General features: G+C 72.2%; 12 protein-coding genes and 1 tRNA gene. 11 read left to right on the top strand and 2 right to left on the bottom strand.

All coding sequences use genetic code 11. The features are described from left to right. Positions 1 to 171 precede the first annotated feature (171 nt). Together ABD340_RS44680 and ABD340_RS44675 are read left to right on the top strand one after the other, a co-directional pair. Positions 172 to 1,707 (top strand): RNA polymerase sigma factor, encoded by a 1,536-nt coding sequence (locus tag ABD340_RS44680; protein WP_344597871.1) that lies wholly within the window; start codon positions 172 to 174, stop codon positions 1,705 to 1,707. A gap of 309 nt (positions 1,708 to 2,016) precedes the next feature. Next, positions 2,017 to 3,444 (top strand): RNA polymerase sigma factor, encoded by a 1,428-nt coding sequence (locus ABD340_RS44675; protein WP_344597870.1) that lies wholly within the window; start codon positions 2,017 to 2,019, stop codon positions 3,442 to 3,444. 72 nt (positions 3,445 to 3,516) lie between these two features. On the opposite strand, the gene ABD340_RS44670 is transcribed toward ABD340_RS44675, so the two are convergent. Then, on the bottom strand, positions 3,517 to 4,623 hold the full coding sequence (locus ABD340_RS44670) for a phosphotransferase family protein (RefSeq protein WP_344597869.1): 1,107 nt from the start codon (positions 4,621 to 4,623) through the stop codon (positions 3,517 to 3,519). A gap of 521 nt (positions 4,624 to 5,144) precedes the next feature. On the opposite strand from ABD340_RS44670, the gene ABD340_RS44665 reads away from it, so the two are divergent. Continuing rightward, on the top strand, positions 5,145 to 6,017 hold the full coding sequence (locus ABD340_RS44665) for a hypothetical protein (RefSeq protein WP_344597867.1): 873 nt from the start codon (positions 5,145 to 5,147) through the stop codon (positions 6,015 to 6,017). Here ABD340_RS44665 and pdxR read toward each other — a convergent pair. Continuing rightward, positions 5,971 to 7,296 (bottom strand): MocR-like pyridoxine biosynthesis transcription factor PdxR, encoded by a 1,326-nt coding sequence (pdxR, locus tag ABD340_RS44660; protein ID WP_344597866.1) that lies wholly within the window; start codon positions 7,294 to 7,296, stop codon positions 5,971 to 5,973. The two genes, ABD340_RS44665 and pdxR, sit on opposite strands and share 47 nt — an antisense overlap. Positions 7,297 to 7,409: 113 nt before the next feature. On the opposite strand from pdxR, the gene ABD340_RS44655 reads away from it, so the two are divergent. The 8 genes from ABD340_RS44655 to ABD340_RS44620 all read left to right on the top strand — a co-directional run bounded on the left by ABD340_RS44655 (position 7,410) and on the right by ABD340_RS44620 (position 13,676). Beyond that, positions 7,410 to 8,036, top strand: a complete 627-nt coding sequence (locus ABD340_RS44655; protein WP_344597864.1) for a pyridoxamine 5'-phosphate oxidase family protein — start codon at positions 7,410 to 7,412, stop codon at positions 8,034 to 8,036. A gap of 34 nt (positions 8,037 to 8,070) precedes the next feature. Beyond that, complete coding sequence (orn, locus tag ABD340_RS44650; protein WP_344597862.1) at positions 8,071 to 8,670, top strand: oligoribonuclease; 600 nt, start codon at positions 8,071 to 8,073, stop codon at positions 8,668 to 8,670. 73 nt (positions 8,671 to 8,743) lie between these two features. After that, positions 8,744 to 8,819, top strand: a tRNA-His gene (locus tag ABD340_RS44645). Positions 8,820 to 8,910: 91 nt separating this feature from the next. Further along, positions 8,911 to 9,867 carry a TIGR03557 family F420-dependent LLM class oxidoreductase gene (locus ABD340_RS44640; RefSeq protein WP_344597861.1) on the top strand — a complete coding sequence of 319 codons (957 nt, stop codon included), beginning with the start codon at positions 8,911 to 8,913 and terminating at the stop codon, positions 9,865 to 9,867. Positions 9,868 to 10,154: 287 nt separating this feature from the next. Continuing rightward, positions 10,155 to 10,910 (top strand): IclR family transcriptional regulator, encoded by a 756-nt coding sequence (locus ABD340_RS44635; RefSeq protein ID WP_344597860.1) that lies wholly within the window; start codon positions 10,155 to 10,157, stop codon positions 10,908 to 10,910. Next, positions 10,907 to 11,329, top strand: coding sequence for a RidA family protein (locus ABD340_RS44630; protein WP_344597859.1), 423 nt, complete (start codon positions 10,907 to 10,909; stop codon positions 11,327 to 11,329). The genes ABD340_RS44635 and ABD340_RS44630 overlap by 4 nt, the downstream gene beginning before the upstream one ends. Next, positions 11,326 to 12,474, top strand: a complete 1,149-nt coding sequence (locus ABD340_RS44625) for a M20 family metallopeptidase (protein ID WP_344597857.1) — start codon at positions 11,326 to 11,328, stop codon at positions 12,472 to 12,474. The genes ABD340_RS44630 and ABD340_RS44625 overlap by 4 nt, the downstream gene beginning before the upstream one ends. After that, complete coding sequence (locus tag ABD340_RS44620) at positions 12,471 to 13,676, top strand: alanine racemase (protein ID WP_344597856.1); 1,206 nt, start codon at positions 12,471 to 12,473, stop codon at positions 13,674 to 13,676. Before ABD340_RS44625 ends, ABD340_RS44620 begins: the two co-directional genes overlap by 4 nt. Positions 13,677 to 13,682 lie beyond the last annotated feature (6 nt).

The raw sequence follows: 13,682 nt of genomic DNA, 5'->3' as shown, positions 1-13,682 counted from the left end.
CCGACGGGGAGCGGGGCCGTCGGGCCTCCGACCCACCCCCGCGATCCACGGCGGGGCAGTCCCCGGTCAGGGGCGACGGAGAACCGCGGCGAGATCTTTGGACGATCCCCCGGCTCCCTTGGTTTTCGCAGGCCGCCGAGCGGCCGATGTCTCAGCCCGCAGGAGGACCTTGTGTCCGGTTGGTCCAGTTCCGGTTGGCCGAGTCCCGACCGCGCCGATGACGAACGGCTCGCCCGTTCGCTCGCCGCGGGGGACGACGCCGAAGCCCTCATCCAGCTCCTCGACCGTTATGCGGCGCGACTGTACGACTACTGTCACGCTCTGCTGCGCGACCAGGAGTCGGCGGCGGGCGCTCTGCACGACGCGGTCCTGGCGGCGTACGCGCACGCCGGGCGGCTGTACGAGCCCGTGTTCTTCCGCAGCTGGCTGTACGCGCTGGTGCGCAACGAGTGCCTGCGCCGCCTGCAGGACCCCGATCGTCCGGCCGAGCGCTACGAGGCGCCCGAGGTCGAGGACATGTTCCTGGACGCCGACGAGCGGGCGCAGCGGCAGGAGACCCGGCGGCTGGTGCACAACGCGCTGTCCGGGCTGCGCGGCCGCGAGCGCGAGGCGCTCGACCTGCTGCTGCGGCACGGCCTGGACACCGGCGAGATCGCCGGCGCGTTCGGGATCACCGACCAGGAGGCGGGGGAGCTGGCCGGTCAGGCCCGGCACAAGCTCGACGACGCGCTGGCCGCGGTCATCATCGCCCGGACCGGCCGCGCGGACTGCCCGAGCGTGGCGGCGCTGGCCGAGGACGGCGAGTCGCCGCTGCCGCAGGCCGCCGCGCGCAAGCTGATCCGGCACATCAACACCTGCGCGACCTGCACCGAGCGGCGGCATCGCACGGTGTCCACGGCGGGCCTGCTGCAGACGCTCCCGGTCGCGCTGATGCCGGCCGACCTGCGCGGCCGCATCCTGGCGACCGCGACCGATCCGGCGAACGCCGGCGGGCTGGCGGCGATCGCGCACGGCGCCGAGCCGTTCGACGCGCAGGGCTGGCCGCGGCCGGCCGAGCGCGGCGGCGCCGCGCGCCGCTCGGAGCCGCGCCGGTCCGGCCCGCCCCGGCTGTGGCCGGCGATCGCGGCGGCCGCGGCGGTGATCCTGCTGGCGGCGGGCGCGTTCCTGGTGCTGCCCGGCGGGTCGGAAGACCGGACGAGCGCGCAGCGGCCGTCGGGCAGCCCGCGGGCCGCGGACCCGTCCGAGTCGCCCGCCGATCCGTCCGAGTCGCCCTCGGAGTCGCCGACGCCGACGCCGACCGCGACCACGTCCTCGCCCACTCCGACTCCGAAGGCGACGACGCCGTCCCCGACGCGCACCCGCGCGTCCCGTACGCCGACGCCGAACCGCAGCACGCGCTCGCCCGCACGCGGCACCCTCGCGGTGTCGGGCTGCGCCATGACGAATCCCGGCCAGCGTTCGTGCGGCGTCTCCGTGCGCGCGGTGGGCGGCCCCGTCACCTGGGGGGTCACCGGCACGAGCGGCGGGGTGCGCGCGGGCGGCGGCGGACGGCTCGCCGCGGGCGCCTCGACGACGGTGCCGGCGTCCCGTCCCGACTGCGACGCCGGCGGCTCGGGAAGCGGCTCGGTCAGCTTCGCGCCCGGCGGCTCAGCGTCGGTCAGCTGGACCTGCGCCGGTGACGACGAGGACGGCCCGGGCGGGAACTGACGGCCCCGGGTCGATTTGCACAGAAGATTACATACCTCCGATCACCGCGAAAATTCTCTGCGTCACCGCGCGTTGAGAAACAGGGCCGCGACGTGGCGTTATGACCACTCGCCGTGTAACTCCAGTCACACAAATCCCCCAAGATGCAGAAAATTCTCATGTTTGGTGGCAAGATCGGGCAACCGGAGCGCCGCGGTATGCGTCGGGCGCTCCTCGGGGGCAAGTCCGAGATCACGATCACCTGGGAGGATTCCCGTGTCCGCTGGGCCAGGTCCCGGTCAGTTCGATGATCCTCGGCTGGCGGATGCGTTGCGCGCCGGCGACGTCATCGCGCTCACCGAGGTCTACGACACCTACGCGCCGTTCCTCTACGACTACTGCCACGGATTGCTGCGCGACCGCGTGGAAGCGGCGGGGGCGCTGCGCAACACGCTCATCATGGCGCGCGAGCACGTCGGCAACCTGCGCGAGCCGGAACGGCTGCGCGGGTGGCTGTACGCGATCGCGCGCAAGGAGTGCATGCGCCGGCGGGAGAGCCCCAACCGGCACACCGGCCAGGAGGCGCCCGAGGCCGATGACGGCGACCTCACCGAGGAGCAGCTGGCCCGGCGCGAGGAGCGGCGGGCGCTGGCGCACAGCGCGCTGGCCGCGCTGAGCGGCCGCCAGCGCGAGGCCGTCGACCTGGCGGCCCGGCACGAGCTGGACGCCACCGACCTGGCCGGGCTGTTCGGCGTCCCGCCGGACGAGGCCGCCCAGCTCCTCGACGAGACCCTCGAGGACCTGGCCATCTCGCTGCACTCCGCGCTGATCGCACAGAACCACTGGGAGGACTGCCCCAGCGTCTCGGCGCTCACCGAGTCCTGGCCGCTGGCCCCGCAGGCCGCCCGGTCCCTGATCCGGCACGTGGAGAGCTGCCCCACCTGCGGCGGCCGGGAGACGCCGCAGCTGCCCGCCGACCGGCTGCTGGCGGTGCTGCCCATCGCGGCCATCCCCGGCGACCTGCGGCTGGACGTGCTGAGCGCCGCGACCGCCGCCGACCGCGCCGACAACCGGCGGGCCATCGCCGCCTACGCCGAGCCGTTCACCGCCCGCGGCTGGCCCGTCCCCTACCAGCCGGCCCCGCCACGCGCGCGCGACCGCGGCGGGCCCAAGCGCAACACCGGCAAGCTGGTCGCCGCGATCGGCGGCGGGGTGGCGGCCATCGCGCTCGCCGCGGTCGCGATGACCGCCATCGGCGGCGCCGGGGCCGACGAGAAGACCGGCGCGACCGGACCGGACTCGCCCGGCACGTCGTCCGACCCGTCCTCCCCCGGTGGGGACCCGTCCCTCCCTGGCGGCACCGATCCGAGCGAGTCGGTGTCGCCGTCGGTGTCGTCCACCAGCGCGTCGCCGTCCAAGAGCCCGTCGCCGTCGGAGAGCCCGACGAGCAAGTCGCCGACGCCCAAGCCGAGCACGTCCAAGCCCAAGCCGCCGCCGCGGGCGGGCAACCTGGCGGTCTCCGGCTGCAACATGGGCGTCGAGGAGTCGTGCACGATCCGCATCACGGCCGTGGGCGGCGCGGTGACCTGGCGGGTGACCGGGACGTCGGGGTCGCTCAGCGCCGGCGGCTCCGGACGGCTGGGCGCGGGGCAGTCCGCGGGCGTGACGGTCACCCGCACCAACGGGCTGTGCTGGGGCAGGAAGAGCGGCTCGGTGTCGTTCTCGCCCGGCGGCGCGGCCTCGGTCTCCTACTGCTGAGGACGTCGCTGAGAACGGCCGCGGGTCCGGCAGGACCCGCGGCCGGTCCACCGGCCCGGGGTCAGGTCACCGTCACCAGACGGAACCGGCGTCCAGGATGCGGTGCGCGCGTTCCAGCAGCACCGGAACGCCCTCGCCGATGCTCTCGAAGCCCTCGCCCACCGTCGCCTTCTGCAGGTAGCGGGCATGGATCCCCTCCATGATCACCGCCAGCTTGAAGCAGGCGAACGCCACATAGAAATCGAGCGCCCCCAGATCGAACCCGCTCAGCTCGGCGTAGCGCTCGGCGAACCGGCGGCGGTCGTGGAACCCGGGCGCCGCGGTGATCGTGCCGCCGACCGGCAGCCGCTCCTCCTCGGTGTCGGAGGCGTCCGTCCAGTACACGAGGGTGAGGCCCAGATCCGACAGCGGGTCGCCGAGCGTCGACATCTCCCAGTCGACGACGGCGGCGATCTCGGGACGGGGCTCCAGCCGCGCCAGCGCGTTGTCGAGCCGGAAGTCGCCGTGCACCAGCCCGGTCAGCCCGGCGGGACCGTTCCCGCTCTCCGGGATCCGCTCCGCCAGCCGGGCCACCAGCCGGTCGTAGACGGGCAGCCGGCGCTCGGTGCCGGTGGCGTGGATCGCCTCCTGGGAGCTGTCCCACTGCTTGCCCCAGCGCTTGAGCTGGCGCGCCATGTAGCCGTCGGGACGCCCGAAGTCGTCCAGCCCGGTCGCCTCCAGGTCCACCGTGTGGATCGCGGCGAGCGCCTCGACCAGCCGCTCGCTGAGCACGCCGGCCTGCTCGGGCGTCATCTCCGCGGCGTCCTCCACGGTGCGCAGCACCCGGCCGTCCACGAAGTCCATCAGGTAGAAGCGCGCGCCGATGACCTCTTCGTCGTCGCAGAACGCCAGCGTGGTCGGCACCGGCACGTCGCTGCCGGCACCGAGCGCGGACAGCACGCGGTACTCGCGGCCCATGTCGTGGGCGGTGGGCAGCACATGGCCGAGCGGGGGGCGGCGCAGCACCACGCGGCGGCCGCCGTCCAGGGTGATCCCGTAGGTCAGGTTGGACCGCCCGCCGGCGATCACGTCGATCGCGGTGATCCGGCCGGAGCCGGGCAGTGTGCGGGCCAGCCAGTCCGCCAGGCGGGGGACGTCGATGCCGGGGACCCCGGCCGGAAGTTCAGCGTCAACGGTCATGACGCACTATTAGAACGTTGCTCGGTCAGCGCTGTGAACCCCGCCCCCTGCCGAGTCCCGTCCCCCGGCCCGGACCGCCCTCCCGTCCGGGCCGCACCCCGTCCCACGGGACGCCCCCGGCGGCCACGCCAAATGATCTCCACCGCCGGACCGTAACTCCCCGGCCAGTTCCGGCCGTCGGCCGCAACTTATTTTCATACTCCGCCGAACCGCGCCTGGACCTGCACGGACGGGCACCCGTCCGCGGAGCCCCGGCGGCCCCGGCCATCACGGCTTGTTGTCACGAGTGTGATTCAGCATGCCCGGAGGGTACGCATCCGCGCCGGCGGTCGATCAAAATAGGACCCACTGGACATCACCCATGTCGGCCGTCAAAACAGCCCATGGCGGCAGGCTGGACTTATAAGTCCGGCTGGGCTACGAACGAGGAATTAGAACGAGCAACTACACCATTCGGGGCCAGACCGCCCGATTGGGGGGGACACACCGTGGCAGACGCATGGCTGCCGGGAGTCGGCCGCATGCCCGTGAAACAGGACGGTGGAGCCTTGCGAGGAGGTGCGCCCCGCGTCGTCTGGTTCAGCAGCGAGTCCGACCCGCGTGTCGTCTCAGCCCGCTCGGTGGCCGCCGACCTGCTCAAGGAGCAGACTCCGGCGCACCTGGTATGGAATCCGTGCTCGGGGGAGATCGTCCAGCTCGTCCCGATGACCCGGGCCGGCGGGCTCATGGAGGGCTCCGTCGGCCACGAGGGACGGGTCTGCGCGCAGGTGCTGGTGGTGGGCCACGCCCGCGACCCGTTCACCGGCACGCTGCTGAACCGGCTCGACACGATCATGAAGTGGCTGGACGCGTGGGGCGTCACGCGGCGCTGGCCGGCCGGCCCGCCGCTGCCCTCGCCGCAGTCCTACCACTCCCGGCGCGCCCGCCGGGACTGGGCCCGCGGCGGCCACTTCGGCGCCTCCCAGGTCCCCGGGCTGCACCGGCCCGACCCGGGCGGCATCGACATCCGGCGCGTCACCGGCCCCGACACCCCCGTCACCGCCCTTCCCAGGCAGCGCCCGATACCGTCGCAGCAACCGGCCCGGCCGGTGCCCGCCCTGCCCCTGACCGATGCGACCCTGACCGACGCGACCCTGGCCGACGCGCCCGACCCCGCCGACGCCGAACCCACCTACGCGAACGGCGGCCGTCTGACCGTCCTCCCCCGGACGGCCGCCCCCGTGGGACCTACGGTGGCGTCCGTCGCCTATTCGCTGGGGACGGACTCACCACTGGACGACCCCGTGGACGCGCCCACGTCCCACAGGCTCTCCGCCCCGCTGGCCACCACGGCACCACCGCCGACCCCTACGCCCGCTCCACCAGTTCCCGAACCAGCGAGCATGCGGTCTTGAGCTCGCTCAGGCTCGCGGCGGCCCCATAGCCGATCACGAGCCCGGACACACGACGCGTACTCGCGTGATGGCGTTCCAGATCGTCCAGCAGCACCCCCCGTTGGGCCGCCGCACGCACGACCCGCCCGGCGACCGCCTCCGGCAACTCCACCACCAGGTGCAGGCCGGCGGTGTCGCCGCGCAACGGCAGCCCGTCCAGAGTCTGCGTCACCGCCGCACGGCGTCGCGCGTACTCGGCACGCATGCGGCGCACGTACCGGTCCAGATCCCCCCGTTCGAGCAGCACGCGGAGGGCCTCCTGCGGGCCGGTGGCCGTACGGTCGTTGAGCTCCTCCCGACGGTTCGCGACGGCCTCGACCAGATCGGGACGGGACACCAGCCACCCGACCCCCATGTCCGCGGTGAGGATCTTCGCGGACGTACCCAGATAGACCACAACGTCCGGGTCCAGACCGTAGAGCGCGGGCAGGGGTGCGACGTCGTAGCGGAACTCGCCGTCGTAATCGTCCTCGGCCACCAAGGCACCCGTGCGTCGCGCCCAGGCCAACAAAGCCTGGCGACGCGGCACCGGCAGTACACCGCCCAGGGGGTACTGGTGGGACGGAGTCGTGTAGACCAGCCGCAAGTCGTCGGGAAGCTCGTCCACTACCAGGCCGTGCTCGTCCACAGGGCACGGCACCAACTCCATGCCCCGCGCCTTCAGCACCTGGCGGGCCTTCGCATAACCCGGCTCCTCCACCCCCACCCGGTCGCCGGCACGGAGAACGGCCGCCGCGAGCAGATCCAGCCCGTTCGTAGCGCCCCTGGTCACCAGAAGCCGTTCGGGAGTGCACGCGACTCCTCGGCTGCGGCGCACATAGTCCGACAGCACCACGCGCAGGCCAGGCAGCCCGAACGGCTCCGGCCTCTGGGCAGGGGGCACCGACGCCGCGAATCGCCAAGCACGACGCCATGCCGGCGTGTTCAGAGCCCCCACCCAAGCGACCCCCGGCCGCAGATCAATGACCCCCGCGCCATCCCGCTCCTCAAGGGCCGCCCCCTCCTCGTGCACCAGAGACACTGGCGGCTCCACGGCGTTGATGTCCGCCACAAAAGTCCCCGAACCGTGCCGCCCCTCAAGCCAGCCCTCGGCGTACAACTGCCCGTACGCCTCCATCACGACCGTGCGGCTCACCTCGATCAGCCCCGCCAGCGCCCTGCTGGACGGCAGCCGCTCCCCGGCCCTGAGCCGCCCCTCGCGCATCGCCGACCGCAACTGCCCCGCGAGTTGCTCGTTCAAGGGCTTCGCCGTGGAGCGATCCACGGTCAAGGGCAGGTCGAACAAAGTGGTCTCCCGCTATCAGCACCAAGTGGCCCTACAGGCCATGCCACTTCCTTCCTAGCGTAAGACCCATGAAGCCCCTGTCCTCAACAGCCCGGACCAGCCTCGGCCGACTCAAGGACCGCGCCCAAACCGAACGCTCGGCCCTCTACGACGTCCTGGACGAGGGCCGCATCTGCCATCTCGGCGTGGTCGTCGACGGCTCCCCCCGGGTCATCCCCACCGGGTACGGCCGCTCCGGCGACACCCTTTACCTCCACGGCTCCACCGGCGCCACCAGCCTCCTCGCAGAGGAAGTCTGCGTCACCGTCACGCACCTGGACGGCATCGTCCTGGCCCGCTCCCTGTTCCACCACTCGGTGAACTACAGAAGCGCCGTCATCTACGGCACCCCACGCAGCCTCATCGACGACGACGAAAAGCTCACCGGCCTACGTGCCATCACAGAACGCCTGGCCCCCGGCCAATGGGACGTGGCCCGCCTCCCTAACCGCAAGGAACTGGCCGCCACAACGGTATTGGCCCTCTCCCTGGAAGAAGCCTCCGTGAAGGTGCGGCAGGGACCCCCATCAGACGACGATGAGGACTACGCACTGGACCTTTGGGCCGGCGTCCTGCCCGTACAGCAAGTCCTGGGCGAACCCGTACCCGACCCTAAGCTCCGCCCTGGAATCCCGGTCCCTCCGCACATCGGATGACCCGCGAGGTCCTTCCTGGTCGTAGGGTTGACCCATGAACGAGCGGCTGGTCTGGATCGACTGCGAAATGACGGGACTCGACCTGCGCGACGACGCGCTGATCGAGATCGCTGCCCTGGTGACCGACAGCGAGCTCAATATCCTCGACGCCGGCATCGATGTCGTGATCAAGCCGCCGCAGGAGGCCCTGACCCAGATGTCCGAGATCGTGCGGGACATGCACACCACCTCGGGCCTGCTGGACGTCCTGCCCGGCGGCGTCACCCTCGCCGAGGCCGAGGAGACCGTGCTCCGCTACATCCGCAAGCACGTCCGGGACGCCAAGAAGGCCCCCCTGTGCGGCAACTCCATCGCCACGGACCGCTCGTTCCTGGCCCGCGACATGCCCGCGCTGGACGCCCATCTGCACTACCGCATGGTCGACGTCTCCAGCATCAAGGAGCTCGCCCGCCGCTGGTACCCCAGGGTCTACTTCGCCAGCCCGGAGAAGAAGGGCGGCCACCGCGCCCTGGCCGACATCACCGAGAGCATCCAGGAGCTGCGCTACTACAGGTCGGCCATCTTCGTCCCGCAACCGGGCCCCGACTCCGACACCGCCCGCGCCCTGGCCGCCAAGATCGTCGACGGCGCCTGAGGGAAAACCGGGTGGCCAATCACCCTCCCGGAACCGCTACACTTCTTGGAGCCGGGAGCGTGTCCCGGCCACGGTGGGTGTAGCTCAGCCGGCAGAGCACCAGGTTGTGGTCCTGGATGTCGCGGGTTCGAATCCCGTCACTCACCCCACTCCGAAGGGCCCGGTCAACGACCGGGCCCTTCGCGTGTAGCTCCTTCGCCCACGGGCAAAACCTCCCCTCGACCATCATGGGAGGCAGCCGTGAAGATCGGCTATAAGCTGTTCGCCGAGGCATACGAGCCGAAGGAGATCGTCCGGCAGGCCCGCGAGGCGGAGCGCGCCGGCTTCGACTTCGTCGAGGTCAGCGACCACTACCACCCCTGGCTCTACAGTCACGGGCACAGCGGCTTCGTCTGGTCGATGCTCGCCGCGGCCGCCTCCCGTACCGAGACCATCCACCTCGCCACCGGCGTGACCTGCCCGTTCATGCGCTACCACCCGGCGATCGTCGCGCAGGCCGCGGCCACCACCGCGCTGCTGTCCGACGGCCGCTTCACCCTCGGCGTCGGCTCCGGCGAGCGGCTGAACGAGCACGTCACCGGCGCCCCCTGGCCCTCGGTCACCGTCCGCCACACCATGCTCCGCGAGGCCCTGGAGATCATCCGCCTGCTCTGGTCGGGCGGCTACCAGTCGTATGAGGGCAAGTACCTCTCGCTCGACGACGCCCGCGTCTTCGACCTCCCCGGCGAACGACCGCAGATCATCGTCGCCGCCTCGGGCGGGCGCTCCGCCGAGATCGCCGCCTCCCACGGCGACGGGCTCTTCGCCACGGAGCCGGCGTCCGACGTCATCGGCGCGTACGCGCAGGCCGGCGGCACGGGCCCCCGCTACTGCGAGGTCCCGCTCGCCTACGCCAAGGACGAGGCCGCCGCCGCCGCGTCCGCCCACCGGCTGATGCGCTTCGGCCTGACCGGCTGGAAGGTGCAGGCCGAACTGCCCAACCCGATCAACTTCGAGGCCGCCACCGCGTCGATCACCGAGGAGGACATGCACGCCGCCTTCGGCTGCGGCCCTGACCCGGTCCGCCACCTGGAGGTCGTCCGCCGGTTCACCGACGCCGGCTTCGACCACCTCACCCTCATGAACGCGGGCCCCGACGTCGACGGCTTCTTCGACTTCTACGCCACCGAGTTGTCCGGCAGGCTCGTCGGCTCCTGATGATCGCCCGGTCACACTCCAACGTTGCGACTAGCGCGTCGCCCTGAGCGTCTTCGCAGCCCACGCACAGCCGGGCGCCATCGGATGGTCCCGCACGCCGCACATGCGTGGCCGTGTGGCCGCTCATTGCTTCACCCCTGCCGATGGCGGATCCCGGGATCAGGCCCTTCGCCAGTTTCGCCCCCCTGTTCACGCGTTGCGTGTGATGCAACGCTTATTGCGCCCTTTGCCTCGCCTGTCGTAATGTCTCCGACACTTCGCTGGAGACTTCGCAGGTAGGAGGGCCGATGAGCCAGAGCCTGGCCCGCGTGCTGCGCATTCTCGTCGAGCTTTCCGAGGGCCCGCGGTCACTGGACGACCTGGCGCAGGCGACCGGCGTCCACAAGTCGACCGTGCTGCGGCAGCTGCGCGTCCTGGAGGGCGAGCGGTTCGCCTACCACGACGCCGCGCACCGCTACCACCTCGGCTCCCGGCTCTTCGCACTCGCCGACGCGGCGCTGGAACGGCGCGAGGTCCGCGGCGTCGCCGCCCCGCACCTGGCCCGGCTCAACCGGTCCACCGGGCAGACCGTCCACCTCGGCGTCCGGGAGGGCGACGAGGTCATCTACCTGGACAAGTACGAGGCCCCCCACCAGATCCGGATGTACTCCCGGATCGGCCTGCGGATGCCGCTGCACGCCACCGCGATGGCCAAGGTGCTGCTGGCCGGGCTGCCGCCCGTCCGCCGCGAGGAGATCGCCGCCGGGATCGACTACACCCCGTTCACGCCGAGCACCATCACCGGTCCCGAACGGCTGCTGGCCGAGCTGCGCCGGGTCGGGCGGCAGGGGTACGCGGTCGACGACGGCGAGCACGAAACGTTCATCACCTGCGTCGCCGCACCGATCCGCGACGTCGGCGGCCGGGTGGCCGCGGCGATGTCGATCTCCGTACCGACCATGGTGCTCGACCGCGACCAGGTGTTCGGGCTGCTGCCCGAGCTGACCCGCACCGCACGCGCGATCTCCGCGGAGTGCGGCCACATCGAAGGAGAAGAACGTTGACCACCGCGCCGAACGGCAAGACCGAGGTCCGCACCGACGGAGCGCCCGCACCCGCGTGGGTGTTCTCCCAGGGCGTCCGCAAGGGCCCGCTGCTGCAGGTCTCCGGCCAGGGCCCGCAGGACCCGGTGAGCGGCGAGTACGTGCACGCCGGGGACGTCAGGGCTCAGACCCGCCGCACGCTCGAGAACGTGAAGGCGATCCTGGCGGCGGGCGGCGCGAGCCTTGAGGACGTGCTGATGCTGCGCGTCTACCTGACCAAGCGCGCGGACTTCCCCGCGATGAACGAGGCGTACGGCGAGTTCATCAAGGACAACTGCCCCAGCGGCGTGCTTCCGTGCCGTACGACCGTGTTCGTCGACCTGCCGCACGAGGTGATGCTGGTGGAGATCGACGCGCTCGCCGCGGTGGCCGGGGAATGAGCCTGCCGGAGATCGAGGACCTGCTCGGCCGCATGATCCGCATCCCCAGCGTCAACCCGCGCGAGCGCGCCGAGCCCGCCGAGACGCCGCTGGCCGAGTTCGTCGCCGATTGGGCCGAAGGCAACGGGATGCGCGCGAGCCTGAGCGAGGTCGCGGACGGGCGCCGCAACGTCCTGGTCACGCTGGACGGCGACGGCGCTGAGACCGTGCTGCTGGAGACCCACCTCGACACGGTCGAGACCGACGGGATGACCGTCGACCCGTACGAGCCGGTCGTCAAGGACGGGCTGCTGTACGGGCGGGGATCGTGCGACGCCAAGGGCCCGCTCGCGGTGTTCATGACCGCGATGGCGGCGCTGGCCAGGGGCGGGCCGCGGCCGTACACGGTCGTGCTGGCCGGAGTGGTCGACGAGGAGCACGTCTACCGGGGCGTCCAGGCCATGCGGCGGGAGTTCGCCGAACGGGGCGTCGCGCCGATCGGGGCCGTGGTGGGCGAGCCGACCTCGCTGCGCATGGTCACCGCGCACAAGGGCTGCATGCGGTGCCGGATCACCGCGCGCGGGCCGGGCGGGCACAGCTCCGAGCCGTGGGGCAAGACCAACCCGATCACCACGGCCGCCCGGATCGCGGCGTACCTGGCGGACGAGTACGCACCCGCCCTGGACGCCCTGGCCCGCCCGCTGGTCGGCCCGCCGTCCCTGGCCGTCACCATGGTCGAGGGCGGTTCCGGGCCGAACGTGCTGGCCGAGCGCGCCACCCTCACCCTGGACCGCCGCACGGTCGCCGGGGAGGACCCGCACGAGGTGTGGCGGGAGCTGCGCGACCGGCTGCTGTCCCGCTGGCCGGACGGTGTCGAGGTCGCCGACCCGCACGTCGTCGACTACGCGCTGGAGACCGACCCGGACTCGGCGTTCGTCCGCGGCTTCGCCGACGTGCTGCGCACGGCCGGGCACGAGCCCGCGCCCAAGGGGGTCGGGCACGGCACCGACGCCTCCAAGATCGCCATGGACGCGGTCCCTTCGGTGGTCTTCGGGCCGGGCGCGATCGCCCAGGCCCACATGCCCGCCGAGTTCGTCCCGCTGGACGAGCTGCACGCCGCCCGCGACGTGGTCGAGGCGCTGCTGCGCAGGGAGGGGACGCGATGACCGGGCCGCTCCACGACGGGCCGGTCGGCCTGCGGTTCAAGGGCCTGCCGCCCGGCCTGGCCGGCGAGACACTGGACGCGATCGGGAAGCGCGGCCTCAGGCTGTTCGACTCCGGCTTCTCCTGGCCCCTCATGGTGCTCCGGGACTCGGCGCTGCGGCACAACGCCGCCCTCATGGGCCGGTACACCGCCGACCGCGGCCTCCTGCTCGCCCCGCACCTCAAGACCACCTCCTCCCCGGACATCGCCGAGTACGCCATGCGGGAGGGCGCCTGGGGCATCACCGTCGCGACACCGCACCAGGCCAGGGTCTTCATGGCCGCCGGGCACCGCCGGATCCTGATGGCCAACCAGCTTGTGGAACGTTCCTTCGCCCGGGAGGCCGCCGCCTGGGCGGCGGCCGAGGACCGCGAGTTCCACTGCTACGTCGACTCGGTCGCCGGAGTGGAACTGCTCGACGACTCGGTCGAGCATCCCCTCTCCGTCCTGATCGAGGTGGGCCACGCCGGAGGCCGCGGAGGCTGCCGCACCGCCGAAGCCGTCACCGCGGTCGCCTCGGCCGTACGGTCCAGCGAGCACCTGGTTCTCGCCGGAGTGTCCGGCTACGAGGGCTCGGTCAGCCACGCCCGGGACGAAGCCGGCCTGTCGGCCGTACGCGGCTACCTGGCCCGGCTGCGCGAGACGATGATCTCCGTCCTGCCCCAGTGCGAGAACCCCCTGATCTCCGCCGGCGGCAGCCTCTACTTCGACCTGGTTGCCGACGAGCTCACCGGGCACGGATTCCCCGTCATCGCCCGGCCCGGCGCTTACCTCACCCACGACCAGGGCCTCTACCAGGCCCTCTCCCCGCTGTCCGGCCTCGTACCGGCCATCGAGGTGTGGGCGCCCGTCCTGACCCGTCCCGAACCGGATCTCGCCATCCTCGGCGCCGGCCGCCGCGACCTCAACCACGACGAGGGCCTCCCCGTCCCCCTGGAGGTCCGCGACCGCCTCGGCCGCTCCCGCCCGGCCGACGGCTGGGAGATCACCGCCCTCAACGACCAGCACTCCTATGCACGGCTCCCCGCCGACTCCCCCGCCGCGCCCGGCGACCTCGTCCGGCTCGGCATCTCGCACCCCTGCACCGCCCACGATCGCTGGCTCACCGCGGTGATCGCCGACGACGCCGACACGGTGGTCGCGGTCGCCCGCTGCTATTTCTAAGGACCC

The organism is Actinomadura vinacea (assembly GCF_039532545.1).
GTDB classification, from domain to species: Bacteria; Actinomycetota; Actinomycetes; order Streptosporangiales; family Streptosporangiaceae; genus Spirillospora; species Spirillospora vinacea.
Note: the sequence above shows the minus strand (reverse complement) of the source record. Positions and strands in the feature narration are given on the sequence as shown.